General features: G+C 52.4%; 21 protein-coding genes. 11 read left to right on the top strand and 10 right to left on the bottom strand.

Annotation, left to right across the window (positions count from 1 at the left end):
- Positions 1 to 34: 34 nt before the first annotated feature.
- The 7 genes from cyoE to EHN07_RS14245 all read right to left on the bottom strand — a co-directional run bounded on the left by cyoE (position 35) and on the right by EHN07_RS14245 (position 7,397).
- The gene (gene cyoE / locus EHN07_RS14215; RefSeq protein ID WP_124024753.1) at positions 35 to 922 is read right to left on the bottom strand and encodes a heme o synthase; all 888 of its coding nucleotides are present in this window, start codon (positions 920 to 922) and stop codon (positions 35 to 37) included.
- Between the two features lie 11 nt (positions 923 to 933).
- The gene (locus EHN07_RS14220; RefSeq protein ID WP_124024754.1) at positions 934 to 1,263 is read right to left on the bottom strand and encodes a cytochrome o ubiquinol oxidase subunit IV; all 330 of its coding nucleotides are present in this window, start codon (positions 1,261 to 1,263) and stop codon (positions 934 to 936) included.
- A complete protein-coding gene (locus EHN07_RS14225) occupies positions 1,263 to 1,877 on the bottom strand; it encodes a cytochrome o ubiquinol oxidase subunit III (protein ID WP_124024755.1) in 615 nt (204 codons plus the stop codon). The genes EHN07_RS14220 and EHN07_RS14225 overlap by 1 nt, the downstream gene beginning before the upstream one ends.
- Complete coding sequence (gene cyoB / locus EHN07_RS14230) at positions 1,867 to 3,858, bottom strand: cytochrome o ubiquinol oxidase subunit I (protein ID WP_124024756.1); 1,992 nt, start codon at positions 3,856 to 3,858, stop codon at positions 1,867 to 1,869. Before cyoB ends, EHN07_RS14225 begins: the two co-directional genes overlap by 11 nt.
- Before the next feature lie 16 nt (positions 3,859 to 3,874).
- Positions 3,875 to 4,822, bottom strand: coding sequence for a cytochrome o ubiquinol oxidase subunit II (gene cyoA / locus EHN07_RS14235; RefSeq protein WP_124024757.1), 948 nt, complete (start codon positions 4,820 to 4,822; stop codon positions 3,875 to 3,877).
- A 472-nt stretch (positions 4,823 to 5,294) separates the two neighbouring features.
- Positions 5,295 to 6,770, bottom strand: a complete 1,476-nt coding sequence (gene ampG / locus EHN07_RS14240; protein ID WP_124024758.1) for a muropeptide MFS transporter AmpG — start codon at positions 6,768 to 6,770, stop codon at positions 5,295 to 5,297.
- A gap of 48 nt (positions 6,771 to 6,818) precedes the next feature.
- Positions 6,819 to 7,397: a lipoprotein gene (locus EHN07_RS14245; protein WP_124024759.1), complete on the bottom strand. Its 579-nt coding sequence runs from the start codon at positions 7,395 to 7,397 to the stop codon at positions 6,819 to 6,821.
- A 306-nt stretch (positions 7,398 to 7,703) separates the two neighbouring features.
- Here EHN07_RS14245 and bolA point away from each other — a divergent pair, with 306 nt between their 5' ends.
- The 9 genes from bolA (at position 7,704) to EHN07_RS14290 (ending at position 18,197) form a co-directional block, all read left to right on the top strand.
- A complete protein-coding gene (gene bolA / locus EHN07_RS14250) occupies positions 7,704 to 8,021 on the top strand; it encodes a transcriptional regulator BolA (RefSeq protein ID WP_124024760.1) in 318 nt (105 codons plus the stop codon).
- Between the two features lie 355 nt (positions 8,022 to 8,376).
- A complete protein-coding gene (gene tig, locus EHN07_RS14255; protein WP_124024761.1) occupies positions 8,377 to 9,675 on the top strand; it encodes a trigger factor in 1,299 nt (432 codons plus the stop codon).
- 317 nt (positions 9,676 to 9,992) lie between these two features.
- Positions 9,993 to 10,616, top strand: a complete 624-nt coding sequence (clpP, locus tag EHN07_RS14260; RefSeq protein WP_124024762.1) for an ATP-dependent Clp endopeptidase proteolytic subunit ClpP — start codon at positions 9,993 to 9,995, stop codon at positions 10,614 to 10,616.
- Between the two features lie 130 nt (positions 10,617 to 10,746).
- Positions 10,747 to 12,021: an ATP-dependent protease ATP-binding subunit ClpX gene (gene clpX / locus EHN07_RS14265; RefSeq protein WP_034457994.1), complete on the top strand. Its 1,275-nt coding sequence runs from the start codon at positions 10,747 to 10,749 to the stop codon at positions 12,019 to 12,021.
- Positions 12,022 to 12,204: 183 nt separating this feature from the next.
- Positions 12,205 to 14,559, top strand: coding sequence for an endopeptidase La (gene lon, locus EHN07_RS14270; protein WP_124024763.1), 2,355 nt, complete (start codon positions 12,205 to 12,207; stop codon positions 14,557 to 14,559).
- Between the two features lie 210 nt (positions 14,560 to 14,769).
- Entirely contained in the window at positions 14,770 to 15,042 is a 273-nt protein-coding gene (gene hupB, locus EHN07_RS14275; protein ID WP_124024764.1) for a nucleoid-associated protein HU-beta, read from the top strand.
- Between the two features lie 232 nt (positions 15,043 to 15,274).
- Positions 15,275 to 17,146, top strand: coding sequence for a peptidylprolyl isomerase (gene ppiD, locus EHN07_RS14280; RefSeq protein WP_124024765.1), 1,872 nt, complete (start codon positions 15,275 to 15,277; stop codon positions 17,144 to 17,146).
- A 164-nt stretch (positions 17,147 to 17,310) separates the two neighbouring features.
- Positions 17,311 to 17,676: a ComEA family DNA-binding protein gene (locus tag EHN07_RS14285; protein WP_244202408.1), complete on the top strand. Its 366-nt coding sequence runs from the start codon at positions 17,311 to 17,313 to the stop codon at positions 17,674 to 17,676.
- Between the two features lie 122 nt (positions 17,677 to 17,798).
- Entirely contained in the window at positions 17,799 to 18,197 is a 399-nt protein-coding gene (locus tag EHN07_RS14290) for a YbgC/FadM family acyl-CoA thioesterase (RefSeq protein ID WP_124024767.1), read from the top strand.
- A gap of 39 nt (positions 18,198 to 18,236) precedes the next feature.
- On the opposite strand, the gene queC is transcribed toward EHN07_RS14290, so the two are convergent.
- Together queC and EHN07_RS14300 are read right to left on the bottom strand one after the other, a co-directional pair.
- Complete coding sequence (gene queC / locus EHN07_RS14295) at positions 18,237 to 18,932, bottom strand: 7-cyano-7-deazaguanine synthase QueC (protein WP_124024768.1); 696 nt, start codon at positions 18,930 to 18,932, stop codon at positions 18,237 to 18,239.
- A 65-nt stretch (positions 18,933 to 18,997) separates the two neighbouring features.
- The gene (locus EHN07_RS14300) at positions 18,998 to 20,701 is read right to left on the bottom strand and encodes an SgrR family transcriptional regulator (protein ID WP_124024769.1); all 1,704 of its coding nucleotides are present in this window, start codon (positions 20,699 to 20,701) and stop codon (positions 18,998 to 19,000) included.
- Between the two features lie 103 nt (positions 20,702 to 20,804).
- Here EHN07_RS14300 and cof point away from each other — a divergent pair, with 103 nt between their 5' ends.
- Positions 20,805 to 21,626, top strand: a complete 822-nt coding sequence (cof, locus tag EHN07_RS14305; protein WP_124024770.1) for an HMP-PP phosphatase — start codon at positions 20,805 to 20,807, stop codon at positions 21,624 to 21,626.
- Between the two features lie 43 nt (positions 21,627 to 21,669).
- Here cof and EHN07_RS14310 read toward each other — a convergent pair whose 3' ends face one another.
- Complete coding sequence (locus EHN07_RS14310; RefSeq protein WP_124024771.1) at positions 21,670 to 22,716, bottom strand: PLP-dependent cysteine synthase family protein; 1,047 nt, start codon at positions 22,714 to 22,716, stop codon at positions 21,670 to 21,672.
- Between the two features lie 126 nt (positions 22,717 to 22,842).
- Between EHN07_RS14310 and EHN07_RS14315 the strand changes: the two genes are divergently transcribed.
- Entirely contained in the window at positions 22,843 to 23,304 is a 462-nt protein-coding gene (locus EHN07_RS14315; RefSeq protein ID WP_124024809.1) for an Lrp/AsnC family transcriptional regulator, read from the top strand.
- Positions 23,305 to 23,370: the final 66 nt, after the last annotated feature.

Raw genomic sequence — 23,370 nt, forward strand, 5'->3', positions numbered from 1 at the left:
AGGCGCAATTGCGCCTTTTTAAGCGGTTGTTGACTTACCAGACGTAAGTCAGCAGATTTTGCGAATCTGGCACCATAAAATCGATGGACATCATCACGCTTAAAGAGGTGATGGCGACGATAGAAAAGACGAACAGCTTGCGCGCCCAGACTTTATCGTCTTCCACCTTATAACCGCGTAATGCCATGCCTAACCACCAGACGCTGACTGCGGCGGCAACCACCAGATATTTGTATCCGGCGTAGCCACCGAGCGTCAGCATTAGCGTCGCCACGGCAAACGCAATGATATACAGCGTGATGTGGTTCTTGGCGACTGAAATCCCTTTCACTACCGGCAACACCGGAATGTTAGCCGCCTGGTAATCTTTAAAGCGGAAGATGGCAATCGCATAGGAGTGCGGCATCTGCCACAGGCTAAAGATAGCCAGCAGGATGAGCGCGCCGGTGTCGAACTCACCGGTCACCGCACAGTAGCCAATCACCGGCGGTGCGGCACCCGACAGGCTGCCAATCAGCGTGCCGTAAACGGATTTGCGCTTCATGTACAGGCTATAAACGCCGACATAAACCACAAAGCCCATCACGCCTAACCACATAGCCAGCGGGTTAGCACCAAACCACAGCAGCATAAAGCCAGCAATACCCAACAAGGTGGCGTATACCAGCGAGGTTTTCGGCGCAATCAGGCCTTTGACCAGAACCCTGTTTTTGGTTCGCTCCATCTTGCGGTCGATATCGCGGTCGATGTAGTTGTTATAAACACAACCCGACGCCACGACCAGCGACACCCCCACCAGCGTGGAGATAAACAGGGAATAATCAATACTGCCCTTTGAGGCCAGTAAAAATCCGCCAATGACAGAAATTAAATTGCCGAAAATAATTCCTGGTTTCGTTACTTGCAGGTATTGCTTAATCATACACGCCGCTCTTAGTGAACCATCATGTTCTGGTTGAGGTTCCACATAATCCAGATAGAGCCGACCACCAGAATGGCTATTATCAGCGCGGTAAAGGCAAAGGCCACCAGGTTCCAGCGCTCCTCAGAAGAGGTGTTCATGTGCAGGAAGCACACCAGGTGAACCAGAATCTGTACCACAGCACTTACCAGCACCACGCCAAGAATCACGGCGTGGGATGCCGTTCCCGACATCACCATCCAGAACGGGATTGCCGTCAGGATTATCGACAGGATAAAGCCGGTCAGGTAGGTTTTCACGCTACCGTGGTGGGCGCCTGCGTGTTCAGTTGAATGACTCATTACATCGCCCCCATCAGATAGACTACCGAGAATACGCAGATCCATACCACGTCGAGGAAGTGCCAGAACAGGCTAAGGCACATCAGACGAGTACGGTTAGCGCTGGTCAAACCGCGGCGAGAGACGTGAACCATCATCAGCGCCATCCATACCAGGCCTGAAGTGACGTGCAGACCGTGGGTGCCGACCAGGGCAAAGAAGCCTGACAGGAAGCCGCTACGATCCGGGCCGAAACCTTCAGCAATCAGGTGATGGAATTCATAGATTTCCATGCCGACGAAGCCCGCACCAAACAGGAAGGTCAGCGCCAGCCAGGACATAACCTGGCTTTTGTTGCCCTTGTTCATAGCGATAATCGCCATGCCGTAGGTGATGGAGCTGAACAGCAGCAGGGCAGTTTCAACCAGCACAAACGGCAGTTCGAAAATATCTTTCCCGGTCGGTCCACCGGCAGTGCCGTTCACCAGAACGGCATAGGTAGCAAACAAGCAACAGAACAGAATGCAGTCGCTCATCAGGTAGATCCAGAAACCAAAGACCTTATTGGTTCCCGCATCGTGATGCCCATGTTCTGCCACAGGCGCGGTTGCGTGCGTGAGAGTTTCAGTTGACATTTTTCAGCCCTGCTTTGGTAATTTCATCGAAGTGCTGGTTTTCCAGTTTTTCGACTGCCGCAACCGGAACGTAGTAATCCACATCTTCGTCGAAGCTTTTCACAATCCAGGTGATGATGATGCCGGCAAAGCCAACAATCGCCAGCCACCAGATGTGCCAGATCATCGCGAAACCAAACACGGTGGAGAAAGCGGCAATCACGATGCCTGCAGCGCTGTTACGCGGCATATGAATTTCTTCATAATGCCCAGGTTGCTTATACGCTTCGCCTTTCTCTTTCATTTCCCAGAATGCATCACGTTCATGAACGTGCGGCAGGTGAGCAAAGTTATAAAACGGAGGTGGGGAAGAGGTTGCCCACTCCAGCGTACGGCCGCCCCACGGGTCGCCGGTCAGGTCGCGGTTCTGCTCACGGTCACGAATAGAGACGTAGAACTGAATCAGCTGAGACAGGATACCCAGCGCAATCAGGCCGGCGCCGCATGCGGCGATAACCAGCAGGGTGTGGAACTGCGGATCGATCTGCTGGCTCAGGCGACGGGTCATCCCCATGAAGCCCAGCACGTACAGCGGCATAAAGGCTACGAAGAAGCCGATGATCCAGAACCAGAAGGCGCGTTTACCCCAGGTTTCGTTCAGCGTGAAGCCGAAGGCTTTTGGCCACCAGTAAGTCAGGCCAGCGAAGCAGCCGAATACCACACCACCGATAATCACGTTATGGAAGTGAGCAATCAGGAACAGACTGTTGTGCAGTACGAAGTCAGCCCCCGGCACCGCCAGCAGCACACCGGTCATGCCACCGATAGAGAAGGTGACAATAAAGCCAATGGTCCACAGCATCGCGGAGTTGAACTCGATGCGGCCCTGATACATGGTGAACAGCCAGTTGAAGATCTTCACCCCGGTCGGGATGGCGATAATCATGGTGGCGATGCCAAAGAAGGCGTTAACGTTCGCGCCGCTGCCCATGGTGAAGAAGTGGTGCAGCCAGACGATAAACGACAGCACGGTAATCGCGATGGTCGCCCACACCAGCGAGGTGTAACCGAACAGGCGTTTTTTTGAGAATGTCGCCACCACTTCGGAGAACACCCCAAACACCGGCAGCACCAGGATATAAACTTCCGGGTGGCCCCATGCCCAGATGAGGTTGATATACATCATCATGTTGCCACCCATATCATTGGTAAAGAAATGGGTGCCAAGGTAGCGGTCAAGGGTTAACAGCGCGACGGTCACGGTAAAGATTGGGAATGCCGCAATAATCAGGACGTTGGTGCACAGCGAAGCCCAGGTAAATACCGGCATTTTGAACATCGTCATGCCAGGCGTACGCATATTCAGGATAGTAACGAAGAAGTTAATACCCGTTAATGTCGTACCGATACCCGAGAGCTGTAGACTCCATATCCAGTAGTCGACGCCGACCCCCGGACTGTACTCAATGCCCGATAGCGGCGGATAAGCCACCCAGCCGGTCTGTGCGAACTCGCCAACCCCAAGAGACAGGTTAACCAGCACCACGCCGACCACCGTGAACCAGAAGCTCAGGTTGTTGAGGAAGGGGAAGGCAACGTCACGCGCGCCAATCTGCAACGGCACGACGATGTTCATCAGGCCGATAACAAAAGGCATCGCTACGAAGAAGATCATAATTACGCCGTGGGCGGTAAAGATCTGATCGTAGTGATGCGGCGGCAGGAAGCCTGCTTCCCCGGCGGAGGCCAGAACCTGCTGGCTACGCATCATGATGGCGTCAGCAAAGCCGCGCAGCAGCATGACGATGGCGACAATGATATACATTATGCCGAGGCGTTTGTGGTCAACCGAGGTGAACCACTCTTTCCATAAATATTCCCACTTACCGAAGTAAGTGAGAGCTGCAACTAGCGCCAGTCCCCCGACGATAATTGCGGCCACCGTAACCATGATAATCGGTTCATGGTATGGGACTGCATCCAGTGTAAGTTTTCCGAACATTTTATTCCTCGGCCCCTTAGTGAGAGGTTTCCGCGTGACTCATGTCCATGTTTTCCATCCCTTCATGCGCTGCATGCTCGCCTTCAGGTTGGGTCATGTTCATGCTCGAACCGTGTCCCATGAATTTGTTAATAACGTCTTTAAACAAATCGGGCTTAACGGCGGAGAAGTATTCGACTTTGTTGTATTCGCTAGGCGCGGCCAGCTTCTCGTAAGTCGCCATATCATTCATGACGTTCGGAGATTGTTTGGCTTTAGCAACCCATTGGTTAAAGGTGTCCATATCCGGGGTGGCGATAGCCTTAAACTTCATCCCGGAGAAACCTTTACCGCTGTAGTTAGACGAAATACCGTCGTAGGTGCCTGCAACATCGGCAATCAGGTGCAATTTAGTTTGCATACCTGCCATTGCGTAGATTTGGCTACCCAGCTGTGGAATAAAGAAGGAGTTCATCACCGAGTTCGAGGTGATTTTGAATTCCACCGGAGTGTTGGCCGGGAAGGCGATTTCATTAACCGTAGCAATGCCCTGCTCCGGATAAATGAAGAACCATTTCCAGTCCATGGCGATCACTTCGATAGTTACCGGCTTCGCATCGTGAACCAGCGGTTTGCTTGGCTCAAGAGAGTGCGTGGTTTTCCAGGTCAGCACCGCGAGGAAGATGATGATAAGGATGGGGATCGTCCAGACAACAGCTTCAACTTTGTTGGAGTGGGACCAGTTGGGGCTGTATTTGGCGTCTTTGTTTGAAGCCCGATACTTCCAGGCAAAACCGATAGCCATGACGATTGCTGGGATAACGACAATCAACATCAGCCCGAGAGCGGTCAGTATCAATGAACGTTGTTCCAGCCCAATTTGTCCTTTGGGATCCAGAAGTGCTGAATCACAGCCACTGAGTAAAAACGTGCCTGCAATTAATGACAACCATCCCAAACTTTTATTGTATTTCCTGAGTCTCATTTAACGACCTCAATTCCAGGGAGCTCTATTGTCGTTTAAAGTGTGAAGGCATTTTACGGGAAGGTTACATTACTGTAAACATGAATGGCATGGTGTCAGTGTGGTGTTACCGGGTTCTGCCGTCAATGTCACACGGAATGCAACAATCTGTAAAATATCGGGATAGGTTGCCGGTGCGCTGGGTTATAACGAAAAGCAGGATTGAGATAAATAGCACGGGGTAATTGGTATAACCACTGCGTTGCCAGAACATAAATTTAACAATTTGGCATCAACTGATGAACGAAGCGTGGTACCCATTTAATAATTAACAAGCTGAATCGGTTAAAGGCAGGATAAAAAGAATTTCCCGGCTAATAATTTAAAAAAAGAGCGTTGATTACGGGAAATAATTGGTTCAATCACTATCTGCGTATTAATTGAACAATGTAATCACGCTCCGCAACTTATTATTGCTATTTATCCTGCGGTTTTAGGCTAACGCCGTTTTCCGCAACGCCAGATAATCCAGTATGGCACCGAACACGATTCCCCCAATGGCAAACAGCGCGCCCCATTCGAGGAATTGAATGTTGAAGGCCCAGTTTGTCAGGCCGATGGCGTTGGCGATCAGCACCACCAGCCACACGCCGAGAAGTGCACAACCCACCATTAATGCCCGCAGAGCAAGCCGATAGGCGGATGCAAACTGGCTGCGTGGAATAAAACTGTCGGTATCCTGGGTATATTCCAGCGTGCTTTTACACACCAGCAGCAGCAGTATTCCCGGCACCGCCGCAACAACGGAGAATAAGTAAAACGTAGACCAGCCCTGCGCTTCAACAAACCAACCGGCAATAGGCCCAACGTAAACCCGGCCTACCGCTGAGAGCGCAGAAAGCAAAGCAAACTGCGTGGCGGAAAATGATTTATTACACAGCGTCATCAACAGCGCGACGAATGCGGCCGTTCCCATTCCTCCGCAAAGATTTTCGAAGAAAACCGCAGTCGCCATGCTCATCATATTTTTATCGCTAACCGCGAGTATCCAGTAACCCGCGTTGGATACCGCCTGCAAAATGCCAAAGATAAGCAGCGCGCGGAACAGTGACAGGCGCTGCATCAGGATGCCGCCGTAGAGCGCGCCGGCAATGGTGGCAACCAACCCCAGCGTTTTATTCACTACGCCGACTTCACCGGCATCAAAACCGACGCCGCGAATTAAAAAGGTGGTCGTCAGGCTCATGGCAAACGCATCGCCAAGCTTGTACAACACAATCAGCAGCAGAATAAGCCACGCATTGTTACGGCCAAAGAAATCACGCAGCGGTGCGACAACCGCTTGTTCGAGGCTTTTTGGCACCGGAATGGCATCTGTTGGCTCAGGGGCAAGTATTGTGGCGATAATACAGGGCAGCATTAATGCGGCCATCAGCCAGTACATTCCTTGCCAACCGAGATATCTATCTGCCAGCCACAGCGCTAAACCGCCGGAAACCAGCATGGCCAGGCGATAGCCCAGCACGCTAATCGCCGCGCCGGTGCCGCGTTCTTCTGCCGGGAGAATATCGGTTTTCCAGGCGTCAAAAACGATATCTTGCGAAGCCGAGCAGAATGCAATCACAACCGCCAGCGCGGCCATCCAGCGCAGCTGTGAGCCGGGTTCAAGAAACCCCATACCCGCAATAGCTAACAGCAGCAGGACCTGAGTCATCAGCAGCCAACCGCGACGACGCCCGAGCAGCGGTGGCGTATACCTGTCCATTATCGGCGACCACAGAAACTTAAACACGTAGGCCTGCCCGACGAGCGAGAAGAAACCAATGGTTTTAAGATCGATATTCTCAACCGTCATCCATGCCTGGAGCGTGCCGGAGGTAAGGGCGAGAGGGAGACCGGAGGCAAAGCCTAAAATCAAAAGGATGGCTGATTTAGGCTGCTGGAAGAGACGCAGATAGTGATTGGGCATACTTTGCTCTACAGCCAGCCCGCATGACGCGGGCTGGTGGGGTATTGATTAACGAGCGTTCTGCTTAATAAAGTCGTGAACGCTGGTGTCCTGAGCCATATCCGCAATGGTATCGGTCAATACGGAGTTCACCGCATTGGCAATATTCTTGTTGGTGGCCTGGAACGCCCCTTCTACGTTGTAGCTGGAACGGTAGTTTTTGGTCATCTTGCTGCCATTTTTTGCCGTCGCAATAATCACGATGTCAGCTTTAGTGGCAATGTTGTAACGCACGCTGCCCTGGGACACGTCGGCATACAGCTGATTGACGATGATTTGCAGATCGACCGGGCTGTTCGGCCCAATCATATAACCACGTGCGGTCATCTGTTTTTCCAGCACTTCTTGCAGCAAGAAGCGCAGGTCACGGGATGGCGTCAGCGTCACCAGCTGGTTATCACGAGAGACTTTGGCCAGCGCCTGGTCTTTACGTTGGTCCGCACCGTTGATACTAACCGTCACTCCCATCAGGCTTGGATCCTGCTGAGGCAAGCTGATAGTGGGGGAGACATCAATGGTGGTCGGTGGTGTTGCACAGCTGGCCAGCATAAATACGGCGACCAACGGGAATAATAATTTTTTTAACATGTTTGCTATCTCAATGTACTCAAGGGGCAGGCAGAGAAAAAATCACGTCATCATAACACCGCGCCTGCCCAGGGGAAGTAGTTAACGCACGCAATTTCATCGCGTTGCGCTTTTTCTGAGCAGTTGCAAAGCTTTCTGACCATTTTGCCCGCGATTAGTGCCGTAACGCGATTAAACTAGCGGGAGTTGATGAACAAAATAAAACGAAAGCTAAATAATTGTTGTAATTCCGTTATTAAAACGGCTAAAAGCGGCTAACATTTAAAGGGATGAGTGGCATCTCTACGTAGTCTGAGGAGAAAGTTCATGATGATGCGCGAGCAAATAGAATCAAAATTAAGGGCTGCGTTTGAACCCGTGTTCCTGGAAGTCGTGGATGAAAGCTATCGTCACAATGTCCCGGCGGGTTCAGAGAGCCATTTTAAAGTTGTGCTGGTCAGCGACCGTTTTGCCGGGGAGCGTTTCTTAAATCGTCACCGTATGATTTATGGGACGTTAAGTGCTGAGCTCTCTACCAGCGTACATGCGCTGGCCCTGCACACCTACACCATTAAGGAATGGGAAGGGTTGCAGGATACGATTTTCGCCTCTCCACCCTGTCGTGGAGCCGGCTCAATCGCCTGAAGTTAATCTTCAGGCTTGCAACTGAGGGAACTTTTCCTTTATGTTGCGGTATATGAATCGTGTTTTACACAACGGCCTGCGGGCCGTTTTGTTTTGTCTGAAATCGCCCTCATTGTTGCGGGGCCAGGCAATAAATCCAAAAAAACTGTGAAAAGGGCCGCAGCAACACCGTGTTGCCGTTCTCGACTCACCTTGGTGATGCCGCTATAATGCTGCGTCTTATTTTTCGGAATGCCTTCGGGACGATTCTGACGACAGGGAATGTGATTCTGATTCAGAAGGCATCCCGGTTCTGCGGAGCGCAAATGCGCGCTTCCAGAGTTGACCGAGCACTGTGATTTTTTGAGGTAACAAGATGCAAGTTTCAGTTGAAACCACTCAGGGCCTTGGCCGCCGTCTCACGATTACTATCGCTGCAGACAGCATCGAAACCGCTGTAAAAAGCGAGCTGGTCAACGTGGCAAAGAAAGCCCGTATCGACGGTTTCCGTAAAGGAAAAGTACCGATGACTGTTATCGCACAACGCTATGGCGCATCCGTTCGCCAGGACGTGTTGGGCGAGCTGATGAGCCGCAACTTCGTTGATGCGATCATCAAAGAAAAAATCAACCCGGCCGGCGCACCAAACTACGTTCCAGGGGAATACAAACTGGGCGAAGACTTCACCTACGCGGTGGAATTTGAAGTGTACCCGGAAGTTGAGCTGCAAGGTCTGGAAGCAATCGAAGTTGAAAAACCGGTTGTTGACGTGACTGACGAAGACGTTGATGCCATGCTGGACACCCTGCGTAAGCAGCAGGCGACCTGGAAAGAGACTGACGCGGCTGCTGCGGCTGAAGATCGCGTCACTATCGACTTCACCGGCTCTGTAGACGGCGAAGTGTTCGAAGGCGGCAAAGCGTCTGACTTCGTACTGGCGATGGGCCAGGGTCGTATGATCCCGGGCTTCGAAGACGGCCTGGTGGGTCACAAAGCTGGCGAAGAGTTCACTATCGAAGTGACCTTCCCGGAAGATTACCACGCTGAAAACCTGAAAGATAAAGCGGCTAAGTTCGAGATCGTTCTGAAGAAAGTTGAAGAGCGTGAGCTGCCAGAATTTACTGAAGAATTCATCAAACGTTTCGGCGTGGAAGATGGTTCTGTTGCGGGTCTGCGCACCGAAGTTCGTAAAAACATGGATCGCGAGCTGAAAGGCGCGGTGCGTAACCGCATCAAATCTCAGGCAATCGACGGTCTGGTTAACGCGAATAACATCGACGTTCCAGCAGCGCTTATCGACAGCGAAATCGACGTTCTGCGTCGCCAGGCTGCACAGCGTTTTGGTGGCAACGAGAAACAAGCGCTGGAACTGCCGCGTGAACTGTTCGAAGAACAGGCTAAACGCCGCGTTGTTGTTGGCCTGCTGCTGGGTGAAGTGATTCGCACCCACGAGCTGAAAGCGGACGAAGAGCGCGTAAAAGGTCTGATCGAAGAAATGGCTTCTGCCTACGAAGATCCGGCTGAAGTTGTTGAGTTCTATGGCAAAAACAAAGAACTGATGGACAACATGCGTAATGTTGCGCTGGAAGAACAAGCCGTTGAAGCCGTACTGTCTAAAGCGAAAGTGTCTGAAAAAGCCACTACCTTTAGCGAACTGATGAACCAGCAAGCGTAAGCATCATTTTGGTATCATCGCCAGAAGAGTGCTGCATCAAGCCCGTCACCTCATAGTGGCGGGTTTTTTTTATCAGCAACGCCCCGAAAAACCATCAATAAAACGCAGTTTCAGGGTTAGCGTAACAACAAAAGGTTGTTATGCTTGAAACAGGGCAAGCTCACCCCCATACCTACGGGTAGGACACGACACAGAAACCCTGGTTGATAATCCGTCCAGATAAGGTTGCGAGACGCAAGGAGCATAGTCTTCTTATATCGTCTCAAGTAGAATCAGTGCAGTAGGTATCGAAGGCTTAATTATTCCAGGAGACGGAAATGTCATACAGTGGCGAAAGAGATCAATTTGCACCCCATATGGCCCTGGTGCCGATGGTTGTTGAACAGACATCGCGTGGCGAGCGTTCATACGATATCTATTCCCGTCTGCTCAAGGAACGTGTCATCTTCCTGACGGGCCAGGTTGAAGACCACATGGCTAACCTGATCGTAGCGCAGATGCTGTTCCTGGAAGCAGAAAACCCAGAAAAAGACATCTATCTCTACATCAACTCACCGGGTGGCGTGATTACCGCCGGGATGTCTATTTACGATACGATGCAATTTATTAAACCTGACGTCAGCACCATCTGTATGGGCCAGGCCTGTTCTATGGGCGCTTTCCTGCTGACTGCTGGCGCTAAAGGCAAGCGTTTCTGCTTGCCAAACTCACGAGTGATGATTCACCAGCCGCTGGGTGGCTATCAGGGACAGGCAACGGATATTGAAATCCATGCGCGTGAAATCCTGAAAGTGAAAGCTCGCATGAATGAACTCATGGCGCAACATACGGGCAAATCTCTTGAAGAAATAGAGAGAGACACCGAACGCGATCGTTTCCTCGCTGCAGGTGAAGCGGTAGAGTACGGCTTAGTTGATTCAATCCTGACTCACCGTAGCTAACGCCCAAAAATAGTGGACCGTATACTATAGTTGCAGTAGCGGCTCATAGCGCGCTTACGATTGGCTGCGCCGTAGAATGGCACTTGCGCCGTCCCTGATGGCGCAAAGAAACAGAAAAGAGGTTTTACTGATGACAGATAAGCGCAAAGACGGTTCAGGCAAACTGCTGTACTGCTCTTTTTGCGGCAAAAGCCAGCATGAAGTGCGTAAACTGATTGCCGGGCCGTCAGTGTATATCTGCGATGAGTGTGTCGACTTATGTAACGACATTATTCGCGAAGAGATCAAAGAAGTCGCCCCGCATCGCGAGCGTAGTGCGCTGCCAACGCCGCATGAAATCCGCCACCATCTCGATGACTATGTCATCGGCCAGGAACAGGCTAAAAAAGTCCTGGCGGTTGCGGTTTACAACCACTACAAGCGTCTGCGTAATGGCGACAGCACCAACGGTATCGAACTGGGCAAAAGTAACATTCTGCTTATCGGGCCGACGGGAAGCGGGAAAACCCTGCTGGCTGAAACCCTGGCGCGTTTGCTGGATGTTCCCTTCACCATGGCTGATGCCACAACGTTGACCGAAGCGGGTTACGTGGGTGAAGACGTTGAAAACATCATCCAGAAACTGCTGCAGAAGTGCGATTACGATGTGCAAAAAGCACAGCGCGGTATCGTGTATATCGATGAGATTGACAAAATCTCCCGCAAATCTGATAACCCGTCCATCACCCGTGATGTGTCTGGTGAAGGCGTGCAGCAGGCGTTGCTGAAACTTATCGAAGGTACCGTTGCCGCGGTTCCACCGCAGGGTGGCCGTAAGCATCCGCAGCAGGAATTCTTGCAGGTTGATACCTCCAAGATTCTGTTTATCTGTGGTGGTGCATTCGCAGGCCTCGACAAAGTTATCGCTAACCGCGTCGAAACAGGTTCAGGCATTGGCTTTGGCGCCACGGTAAAAGGCAAATCTCAGAAAGCGACCGAAGGGCAGCTGTTGGGCCAGGTCGAGCCAGAGGATTTGATCAAGTTTGGTCTGATCCCTGAGTTCATCGGCCGTCTGCCGGTGGTGGCGACGCTGACCGAACTGAGTGAAGAAGCGCTGATTCAAATCCTGAAAGAGCCGAAAAATGCCCTGACTAAGCAGTACCAGGCGCTGTTCAATCTGGAAGGTGTGGATCTGGAATTCCGCGACGAAGCGCTGGATGCCATTGCGAAGAAAGCCATGGCGCGTAAAACCGGCGCTCGTGGTCTGCGTTCCATCGTTGAAGGCGCGCTGCTCGATACCATGTATGACCTTCCTTCGATGGAAGACGTCGAGAAAGTGGTGATTGACGAGTCCGTCATCGACGGTCAAAGCAAACCATTGTTAATTTATGGTAAGCCGGAAGCGCAGCAGGCATCCGGTGAATAATTCGCCAAAATAACCAGTCAGTTAGTATAAAAAGGGGGATTTATATCCCCCTTTTGCTTTTCCTTCATTCCTGCCATTGAATGTGCGTGAAACATCCCAATATACTGACTTACTTGTTGGTGGTGCCACGAGAGCGGAGGCATCGCCCCATCACCAGGCGGACCTTAACTAAGAGAGAGCTCTATGAATCCTGAGCGTTCTGAACGCATTGAAATCCCCGTATTGCCGTTGCGCGATGTGGTGGTTTATCCGCACATGGTAATTCCACTGTTTGTCGGGCGAGAAAAATCTATTCGTTGCCTGGAAGCGGCCATGGATCATGATAAAAAAATCATGCTGGTGGCGCAGAAAGAAGCCTCGACAGATGAGCCAGGCGTTAATGACCTGTTCTCAGTGGGAACCGTCGCATCAATCCTGCAAATGCTGAAACTGCCAGACGGCACGGTAAAAGTACTGGTTGAAGGATTGCAGCGTGCGCGTATTACCACGCTTTCTGACAACGGTGACCATTTCTCAGCCCAGGCTGAGTACCTGAATTCGCCAGCTATCGAAGAGCGCGAACAGGAAGTGCTGGTACGCACCGCGATTGGTCAGTTTGAAGGCTATATCAAACTGAACAAAAAAATCCCGCCAGAAGTGCTGACTTCACTGAACAGCATTGACGATCCTGCTCGTCTGGCCGATACCATCGCAGCGCACATGCCGTTGAAACTGGCTGATAAACAGTCAGTGCTTGAGATGTCTGATATTAATGAACGTCTCGAATATCTGATGGCGATGATGGAGTCGGAAATCGATCTGCTGCAGGTTGAGAAACGCATTCGCAACCGCGTTAAAAAGCAGATGGAAAAAAGCCAGCGCGAGTACTATCTGAATGAGCAAATGAAAGCGATTCAGAAAGAGCTCGGCGAAATGGACGACACGCCAGATGAAAACGAAGCGCTGAAACGCAAAATCGACGCGGCTAAAATGCCGAAAGAGGCGCGTGAGAAAACCGAAGCGGAACTGCAAAAACTGAAAATGATGTCGCCGATGTCTGCGGAAGCAACCGTAGTGCGCGGCTACATCGACTGGATGGTGCAGGTGCCGTGGAATGCGCGCAGCAAAGTGAAAAAAGATCTGCGTCAGGCGCAGGAAGTTCTGGATACCGATCACTACGGCCTTGAGCGCGTCAAAGATCGTATCCTGGAATACCTCGCAGTCCAGAGCCGCGTTAACAAGCTCAAGGGGCCGATTCTGTGCCTGGTTGGGCCTCCAGGTGTGGGTAAAACCTCTCTGGGTCAGTCCATCGCGCGGGCGACCGGGCGTAAATATGTGCGTATGGCGCTGGGCGGCGTGCGTGATGAAGCGGAAATTCGCGGTCACCGTCGTACTTACATCGGTTCCATGCCGGGCAAACTGATTCAGAAAATGGCCAAAGTGGGGGTTAAAAACCCACTATTCCTGCTGGATGAAATCGACAAAATGTCTTCGGATATGCGTGGCGACCCGGCATCGGCTTTACTGGAAGTGCTTGATCCAGAACAGAACGTGGCATTCAACGACCACTATCTGGAAGTGGATTACGATCTCAGCGACGTGATGTTTGTAGCTACCTCTAACTCGATGAATATTCCGGCACCGCTGCTGGATCGTATGGAGGTTATCCGTCTTTCCGGTTACACCGAAGACGAGAAGCTGAACATTGCCAAACAGCATCTGCTGACCAAGCAAATTGAACGTAACGCACTGAAGAAAGGCGAAATCACGGTACAGGATAGCGCGATTATCGGCATCATTCGTTACTACACCCGTGAAGCGGGCGTGCGTAGTCTGGAACGTGAAATTTCCAAACTGTGCCGTAAAGCGGTGAAACAGCTGCTGCTGGATAAGTCGCTTAAACACATCGAAATCGACGGTGACAACCTGAAAGATTTCCTTGGCGTGCAGCGCTTTGACTATGGCCGTGCGGACAGCGAAAACCGCGTAGGCCAGGTAACCGGTCTGGCGTGGACCGAAGTGGGCGGCGACCTGCTGACTATCGAAACCGCCTGCGTTCCGGGTAAAGGCAAGCTGACCTACACCGGCTCGTTGGGTGAAGTGATGCAGGAATCTATCCAGGCTGCGTTAACCGTGGTGCGCGCGCGCGCCGAGAAATTGGGCATCAACGCTGATTTCTATGAAAAACGCGACATCCACGTTCACGTGCCGGAAGGCGCGACGCCGAAGGATGGCCCAAGTGCCGGTATTGCGATGTGTACTGCGCTGGTTTCTTGTCTGACCGGTAACCCTGTGCGTGCCGATGTGGCGATGACCGGTGAAATCACCCTGCGTGGTCAGGTTCTGCCAATCGGCGGTTTGAAAGAGAAACTGCTGGCGGCACACCGTGGCGGCATTAAAACGGTTCTGATTCCGGACGAAAATAAACGCGACCTGGAAGAGATCCCGGACAACGTTATCGCCGATTTGGTTATCCATCCGGTGAAGCGCATCGAGGAAGTTTTGGTACTGGCATTGCAGAATGAGCCTTACGGCATGCAGGTTGTTAACGCAAAATAGTGACCTGACGCATATACGGTAAATAAAATCAGAGCTGGCGGGTGAATTGTCACTTGCCAGCTTTTTTTTGTCTCGCTACTTTAGAACGCCGGTTAGGTATTTCATTAACAACGGGTGTTGTAAGGGCATGACAGGCCTGATATAACTGCTGCGCGGTCGCCCTGTGAAGGATGCTGGTGCGATATAAATTATAAAGAGAGGAAGAGAAGAGTGAATAAATCTCAACTGATAGACAAAATTGCCGCAGGTGCTGATATTTCTAAAGCCGCGGCTGGACGTGCATTAGATGCTGTGATCGCTTCTGTTACCGAATCTCTGCAATCCGGGGAAGAGGTGGCGCTGGTTGGCTTTGGAACTTTTGCCGTTAAAGAGCGTGCTGCCCGTACAGGCCGTAACCCTCAGACCGGTAAAGAAATCACCATTGCTGCTGCAAAAGTACCTGGTTTCCGTGCGGGTAAAGCGCTGAAAGAAGCGGTTAACTAATTTATCGTCCGGTTTTCAGGGCAAGGCAAGTAAAGTTAGGTCAGGGCGCATCAATAGATGTGCCTTTTTTATGCCTGATGGCTAATTTTGCGCATCTTTGATGATTTGAGCCGCTTTTCTTGTCACAATACCGGCCTGCACGCAGCGGCACAGCAGTACGCATATTCAGGGATGCCCATTTAGCGACTGCGCTGGGTTTACCATTCACACTACAGTGGAGTGTTGTTACACCATGATGGACAATTTACGTACGGCGGCCAACAGCCTCGTAATCAAGATAATTTTCGGGATCATTATCGTGTCATTCATTTTGACTGGCGTGAGTGGCTACCTGATTGGCGGAAGTGCTAACTACGCCGCAAAAGTGAATGGCCAGGAAATTAGCCGTGGTCAGTTTGAAAACGCCGTTGCCAGCGAGCGTAATCGCCAACAGCAGCAGCTTGGCGAGCAGTTCTCGGTGCTGGCCGGTAACGAAGGCTACATCAAGCAGATGCGCCAGCAGGTGCTGTCGCGCATGATTGATGAAGCGTTAATGGATCAATACGCCAGAAACCTCGGCCTTGGCATTAGCGACGAACAGATCAAACAGGCGATCTTCAAAGAACCGGCATTCCAGAACAACGGTAAATTTGATAACGCCCGTTATACCGCCATCATTAACAACATGGGGATGACGGCTGACCAATACGCACAGGCGCTGCGTAACCAGCTGACGACTCAACAACTGATTAATGCCGTTGTGGGTACGGATTTCATGCTGGCGGGTGAAACTGACGAACTGGCCGCCCTGGTGTCTCAACAGCGTGTGGTGCGCGAAGCCACGATTGACGTCAATGCCCGGGCCGCGAAGCAGGAAGTTTCCGAGCAGGAAATCAACGCCAGCTATGAGCAGAATAAGAACAGCTACCTTGCCCCTGAACAGTTTAAAGTCAGCTACATCCTGCTTGATGCGGCTTCTCAGCAGGTTGAAGTGGCAGATGCCGATATCCAGTCCTGGTACGATCGGCATCAGGATGAGTTCACCCAGCCCCAGCGTAACCGCTATAGCGTCATTCAGACGAAAACCGAAGCCGAAGCGAAAGCAGTGTTGGATGAGCTGAATAAAGGCGGTGACTTTGCGACGCTGGCAAAAGAAAAATCAGCTGACATCATCTCTGCCCGCAACGGTGGCGATATGGGCTGGCTGGAGCCTGGCACCACGCCAGACGAGCTGAAAAATGCCGCTCTGAAAGACAAAGGGCAGCTTTCCGGCGTGATTAAATCTTCCGTTGGTTTCCTGGTGGTGCGTCTTGATGACATCCAGCCTGCGCAGACTAAACCGCTGGCTGAAGTGAAAGATGAGATTGCGGCAAAAGTGAAGCAAGAGAAAGCGGTTGATGCATTCTATGCTCTGCAGCAGAAAGTCAGCGATGCGGCAAGCAACGATAACGAATCACTGGCGAGCGCGGAAAAAGCAGCAGGGGTTAAAGCCGTTGAAACGGGCTGGTTCGGCCACGACAGCTTACCCGCAGAGCTGAACTTCAAACCGGTTTCCGATGCCATTTTCAATGGCGCTCTGGTTGGGACGAATGGCGCACCGGGTATGAACTCCGACATCATTACCGTTGAAGGTGACCGCGCGTTCGTGGTGCGTATCGCCGATCATAAAGCTGAGGCTATCAAGCCGTTAGCAGAAGTCCGTGACCAGGTTAGCGCGAAGGTTAAATACCAGAAAGCGGAGCAACAGGCGAAGCTGGATGCTGACAAGCTGCTCAACGCACTGAAGCAGGGTAAAGGCGATGAAGCGATGAAAGCCGCAGGCCTGAGCTTTGGTGAGGCGAAAACGCTGACCCGTACCGGCCAGGACCCTATCAGCCAGGCAGCCTTCACTCTGCCATTACCCGCCAAAGACAAACCCGCTTATGGCGTGGCGAACGATATGCAGGGTAACCTGGTGCTGTTAGCGCTGGACGCCGTCAAACCTGGCGACATGCCAGCAGAGCAGAAGAAAGCGATGGTGCAGGGAATTACCCAGAATAATGCCCAGATTACTTTCGAAGCGCTGATGACCAGCCTGCGCAAAGAAGCGAAAATTAAGATGGGCGACAGCATCGAACAGCAATAATTAACCCCGATATTTCTCGCAGTTAACTGCAACCATCTGCAACATTCAAAGGCCGCTTACGCGGCCTTTTCCACATTTAGAGATTGTCATTTGTCGCTGTTTTTTTTCCTCGCTAAGGTGACTTCCGCTGTCAACACACCAGGAGGAACAGCATGAAAAGAGCAATCAAAAGCGCGCTAAAAGTATTGTGCATTGCCGTGGCATTGACAGGCGCCGGCGCCCTGACACCGGCGACGGCGGCACCTGCTGCAGTCAAAAATGACACGGTTCAACAGCAGGGAGTGAAAACCCCTGCCTCTCCCGTAACCGCGGCGAAAAGCAGTGGCACCAACGATGGCGCAGTGAGTATTAATACCGCAAGCGCGGAAGCCCTGGCGCAGGCAATGAACGGCGTTGGCCTGAAAAAAGCGCAGTCGATTGTCAGCTACCGTGAAGAAAATGGCCCGTTCAAAGAGCTGGAACAGCTGCAGGAGGTGCCAGGAATTGGCAGCGCGTTGGTGGAACGCAATCGCTCTCACATTAAGCTTTAACACCCGGTGCTTATGGCTCGCGTAGTTTAGAAAGTTTGCTATGCTAAATCACAGGTCATACCAGTTTGGTGTGGCCTGTTACCTCTCCTGACGATGAAAACTAAAAATAGGGTTTTAGCGCTATGCAAACACATATCAAAGTTCGGGGTTACCATCTGGATTTCTATCAGCATGTTAACAACGCCCGCTACCTTGAGTTTCTGGAAGAGGCCCGTTGGGAAGGGCTGGAGAACGCGGCGGGTTTCCAGTGGATGACGGGCCACAATATCGCGTTTATCGTCGTCAATATTAATATCAACTACCGCCGCCCGGCGGTGCTCGGCGATCTTCTGCGCATTGAAAGCACGCTGCAGCAGCTTAACGGCAAAAGCGGGGTGTTGAGTCAGGTGGTTAAGCTTGAGCCGGAAGGGGAAATCGTGGCGGATGCACTGCTAACCTTCGTTTGTATCGATCTGAAAACTCAGAAGTCGGTACCGCTGGAAGGGGAACTGCACGAGAAGCTGGTGCAAATGATGGAGTAGTAAAAGGGGCGTGGCTGTTAGCGTACCACGCCCGCTAAGCTACTTCAGGCCGGTTTTCTTCTTCATTGTTGCCATCACCGCAGCTTTATCTGCCAGGTAATGGTTTAGCCCGTTAGCGCGTAAATTGCAGGCTGCACACTCGCCGCAACCGTCACCCTGGATCCCGTTGTAGCAGGTCAGCGTTTCTTTGCGCACCCGATCCAGTTGCTGCCAGTAATCCGCCAGCGCCCAGGTTTCGGCTTTATCGAGCCACATCAGCGGCGTTTCGAAACGAATATCGCGAGCCATTCCGAGGCTGACGGCGTGATTCAACGCTTTGACAAACTCATCGCGGCAGTCCGGGTAGCCGGAGAAATCGGTTTCACAAACTCCTGTGATCACCGCTTCAGCCTCAACCTGATAGGCATAAATTGCGCTCAGGGTCAGGAACAAAATATTGCGCCCCGGAACGAAAGTGCTCGGAACGCCTTTTTCTTCTGGATCGTATCCCGGCACCGGAATGCTATCGCGCGTCAGGCTGCTGACGGCCAGTTCGTTGAGCAAAGTGACATCCAGAACTTTATGCGCGCGCGCGCCCAATTTCAGCGCCAGTTCACGGGCAACGTCAATCTCAGCGCGATGGCGTTGGCCGTAATCAAAGGTCACACAGTGAACTTCATCATACTGCTGTAATGCCTGAATCAGGCAGGTGGTGGAATCCTGCCCACCGCTAAAGACGACAACTGCACGTTTCATGAGTAATCCTGTCATACACCGAAAGAGATATGGTAACGCTTAGGCCACCCGGCTGCCCAGCTTCTTCACGCCATTGTTGGCGGCGGTAGCCACGCCTGGGTGAAATCGAACCAGCCCCAGGCATTCAGCTCAATGCCATTAACGCCGGGCGGCGCGCTGATTTGGTAGCGGTAATTAAACAGCGGCGAGACGATCGCATCGCGCATCAGCGCATGAAACACCTCCTGCATACCGCTGTTGCGGGTATGCTCATCCGGGTGGATTTGCACCCCATCGAGAGTCGCCTGCAAATGGGCGTACTGGCGTTCACTCAGTACCGCAGGCCACAGCTCATCGCTGCGTAACCACTGCTCCAGCGTGTAGACCGGCGCTTCGCCAATCAGGCGGTCACCCATTATCAAATCGGCTTCCGCTAACGCTGTGCATTGCGTCCAGTTTTTCGCATTGTGAAATACCAGCCTTAATTCACAGCCCAGGTCTGCCAGATGTTTTTTAAGCTGTTGCGCCATAACGTGTAGCTCAACCGGCAAATGATAAACCAGCGTCAGCCGCGCTGGCAGTACTACTGCTCTGGACATTGGCCATTCCGGGAGCTTCCAGCCGGGGATCATCTCGCGGCTTGGAGTAATAAGGGACTCGTCCACCGGCAGGCTGGCGATCAACTGCTGCTGCTGAATGATCTGCAGCAGATAGCGCGCCTGCTCTGGCGTTAAATTGCCGTGCTGTTTGATGGCCAGATAGCAAAACCCGAGGCTAATGCTGTTGCCGACGGGGCGCAGATGGACTAATTCGTTTTGCTGCCCGATAGCGATTTGCACCGGATGGCGGCAGCTGGTGCCCAGCTCAGTGTCGAAAAGCTGCGGGGTGATCCAGTATTCCACCGCTTTAAGCAGCGGGTGGCTGAGATGATAAGAGTCAAAGCTTTCAATGCGCACCAGGGTTTCTTTAAAGCTGCTGATGCGAAAAGGGCCGCAGCCGAGCTGGGTATCTTCAGGGTGCGCGAGGCGGCTGCAGTAGCTTGCCAGACGGTGCGCCAGCCAGTAATCAGGCGTATGTAAGACAAAGCGGATGCAATGGCTGTGGGCAAGCTCAATGCTTTTTACACTGATAAACAAGCGGCGCATGGCAGGGAGTGTTAGCAACATTATTAACCGCTGCTGGAGCTGCGCGGTTTCCACCGGCTCACCGTTATGCCAGTGCAGCGTGGAGCGGATGAAAAAGTCCCAGCTCAGACCATCTTCACAGACGTGCCAGTGGTGAGCAATATCAGGTTGGGGGGCCGTATTACTGGAAGCAAAACGGGTAAGCCCGGCGAAAATCTGCCCGGCCAGATGTTGTTCCGCTCTTCCCGCCAGAAAACCCGGTTGCAACGGCTCAAGAGGGCGATAGTAAGGAATACGCAGAGTGGGGGTATCGTTTTGCCATTGCCCGCCGAGAAAGGGTTGTAGCAGCTGACGCAGCTGCTCCGGGGCGATTTGTGCCAGCTCCAGCGCGTTCTGATGCTGACCTTTATGCAGCACCTGCTCCATCATGCCGGAGCGCACGCTTTCCGGGGTGACCAGAAAAGCGAGCGTGCCGCGCTTTCCTCGCCCGGACTGCGCATGCCAGTTCAGCCACCCCGCCTCCTGAAGCTGATTAAGCAGCGTCCTGACATGGCGCTCGCTGCAAAAACAGCGCGCGGCCAGCTCCGCCACGGTGACTTGCTGAGTTTCTCCTGCCGACGGCTGCCACAGGCGCTGAAATTGATTGAGTCGGTTTAGCAGGCGCATTGGTATAAACCCGGAACAATTTTATAAAAGTATTCACTATTAGTTCCGTATATGCCAGGCGATACTGCCAGCACTGTTTTGGTCGTCACAAACTGGAGTGAATATGGCTCGCCTGGCTGCTTTTGATATGGATGGTACGCTGTTAATGCCCAACCACCATTTGGGTGAGGAAACGCTGCATACCCTCAAACGCCTGCGTGATGAACGCCAGATGACGCTTGCCTTTGCCACCGGTCGCCACGTGCTGGAAATGCGCCATGTGTTGAGCAAACTCTCACTGGAAGCGTTTTTGATTACCGGCAACGGCACGCGTATTCACTCGACGGAAGGCGAGCTGCTGCACCGCCAGGATCTTGCACCAGAGGCGGCGGAGAGGGTGATCCACGGGCAGTGGGATACCCAGGCGAGTATGCATGTGTTTAACGACACCGGATGGTTGACCCAGTATGAGGTTGGGGAGCTACTTAATGCTCACGTTTATAGCGGTTTTAGCCCGAAAATCGTTGATATTAAACGGCTCCCGTCCGATGAGGTCACTAAGATCTGCTTCTGTGGCCCGCACGACGATCTGCAACGTCTGCAGGTTCAACTGGCTGAAGCTCTGGACGGGCGGGCATGCTTATGTTTCTCGGCAGTTGATTGCCTTGAAGTGTTGCCGGTTGGCTGCAACAAAGGCTCGGCGCTTAGCGTTTTAAGCCAGCACCTCGGCCTGTCGATGCAAGACTGTATGGCATTTGGCGACGCGATGAACGACCGCGAAATGCTCTCAAGCGTGGGTCATGGTTTAATCATGGGTAACGCGATGGCGCAACTGAAAGCTGATTTACCGCATTTACCTGTTATTGGTCATTGTCATCAACAGGCTGTTTCTCATTATTTGACGCACTGGCTGGATACACCAAATCTCACTTATTCCCCCGAATGACGAGACCTTGCAGCAGGCCGGGCATTTAGCCCGGCTAATTTTTTTACTTAATCAAATCCTGAAGTTCCGTACGCCACGGTGCGACATCACCAATGTTCTCCTTCACCCATTGCGCGTTGTAATAGGTTTCCAGATAACGCTCGCCGCTATCGCAAAGCAGCGTCACAATCGACCCGCTACGGCCTTCTGCGCGCATTCTTGCTGCCAGCTGCAATACGCCCCACATATTGGTGCCGGTTGAAGCGCCCACTTTGCGGCCCAGCATCGTTTCCAGCCACTGCATGGTGGCGATACTTGCCGCATCCGGGACGCGCATCATCTCGTCAATCACATCCGGAATAAACGACGGCTCGCAGCGCGGGCGGCCAATCCCCTCAATTTTGCTGCCTACCGCGCTGCGCAAGCTGCAATCGCGCTGCTGCCAGTAATCCAGGAATACGGAGTTTTGTGGATCAACAACGCTCAATTTTGTTGGGTGGCCCTGGTAGCGCAAATAACGCCCGATGGTGGCGGAAGTACCGCCAGTCCCCGCGCTCATCACAATGTAATCCGGCACCGGATGGGGTTCATGCTCCATCTGGCGGAAAATGCTGTCGGCAATATTGTTATTACCGCGCCAGTCGGTGGCACGTTCAGCGTAGGTGAACTGATCCATATAATGGCCGTTCAATTCACGCGCCAGCATTTCCGATGCGGCGTAGATTTCACCCGCGCTCTCCACGAAATGGCAGCGGCCCCCGTAAAACTCAATTTGTTCGACTTTACGTTTGGCGGTGCAGGCTGGCATCACGGCAATAAACGGCAGCCCCAGCAGGCGGGCAAAGTAGGCTTCGGATACGGCAGTTGAGCCGGAAGAGGCTTCAACGATCGTCGTACCTTCTTTAATCCAGCCGTTACACAGCCCGTATAAAAACAGCGAGCGCGCAAGGCGGTGTTTCAGGCTGCCGGTCGGGTGGGTACTTTCATCTTTCAGATACAACTGAATACCGGGAAAGCCAGGCAGCGCCAGGCGAATCAAATGCGTGTCGGCAGAGCGTTGGTAATCGGCGTTAATTTCGCTAATGGCGTGGTTTACCCAGCTGCTGGTCATGGTGTCGTCCGTCTGAATTGTCGTTTGTCTATTTGTGCCCAGAATAATGCAAAAGGAAGATAAAAAAGTTGCTTTTTAACCTGTCAGGAGGATTCAATGGAGAAAATATTTCTCCCGGGTGCCGCCATGTTAGATAAAATTGACCGTAAGCTGCTATCCTTGCTGCAAAACGACTGCACCCTCTCTTTGCAGGCTCTGGCGGATGCCGTTAATCTGACCACCACACCCTGCTGGAAACGTCTGAAGCGCCTTGAGGACGAGGGGGTGATTCGGGCGAAAGTGGCCCTGCTAGATCCGGAAAAACTCGGTCTTGGGCTAACGGCTTTTGTGCTTATCAAAACCCAGCAGCACAGCAGCGAGTGGTACTGCAAATTCGTCTCGGTGGTGGCGGAAATGCCGGAAGTGCTCGGTTTCTGGCGCATGGCAGGGGAGTACGACTACCTGATGCGGGTGCAGGTAGAAGATATGAAGCGGTACGATGATTTTTACAAACGGCTGGTGAACGGCATTCCAGGCTTAAGCGATGTGACGTCGAGTTTTGCCATGGAACAGATAAAATACACCACGGCCTTGCCCTTAGAGCGCTGATTTGCACGCGCTCCCGGCCTTCAGTAGCATTTCATTTTTTTCTGCCTGACAGCGGCAGACAGGACT

The organism is Buttiauxella warmboldiae (genome assembly GCF_003818135.1).
In the GTDB taxonomy this organism is placed as follows: Bacteria; Pseudomonadota; Gammaproteobacteria; order Enterobacterales; family Enterobacteriaceae; genus Buttiauxella; species Buttiauxella warmboldiae.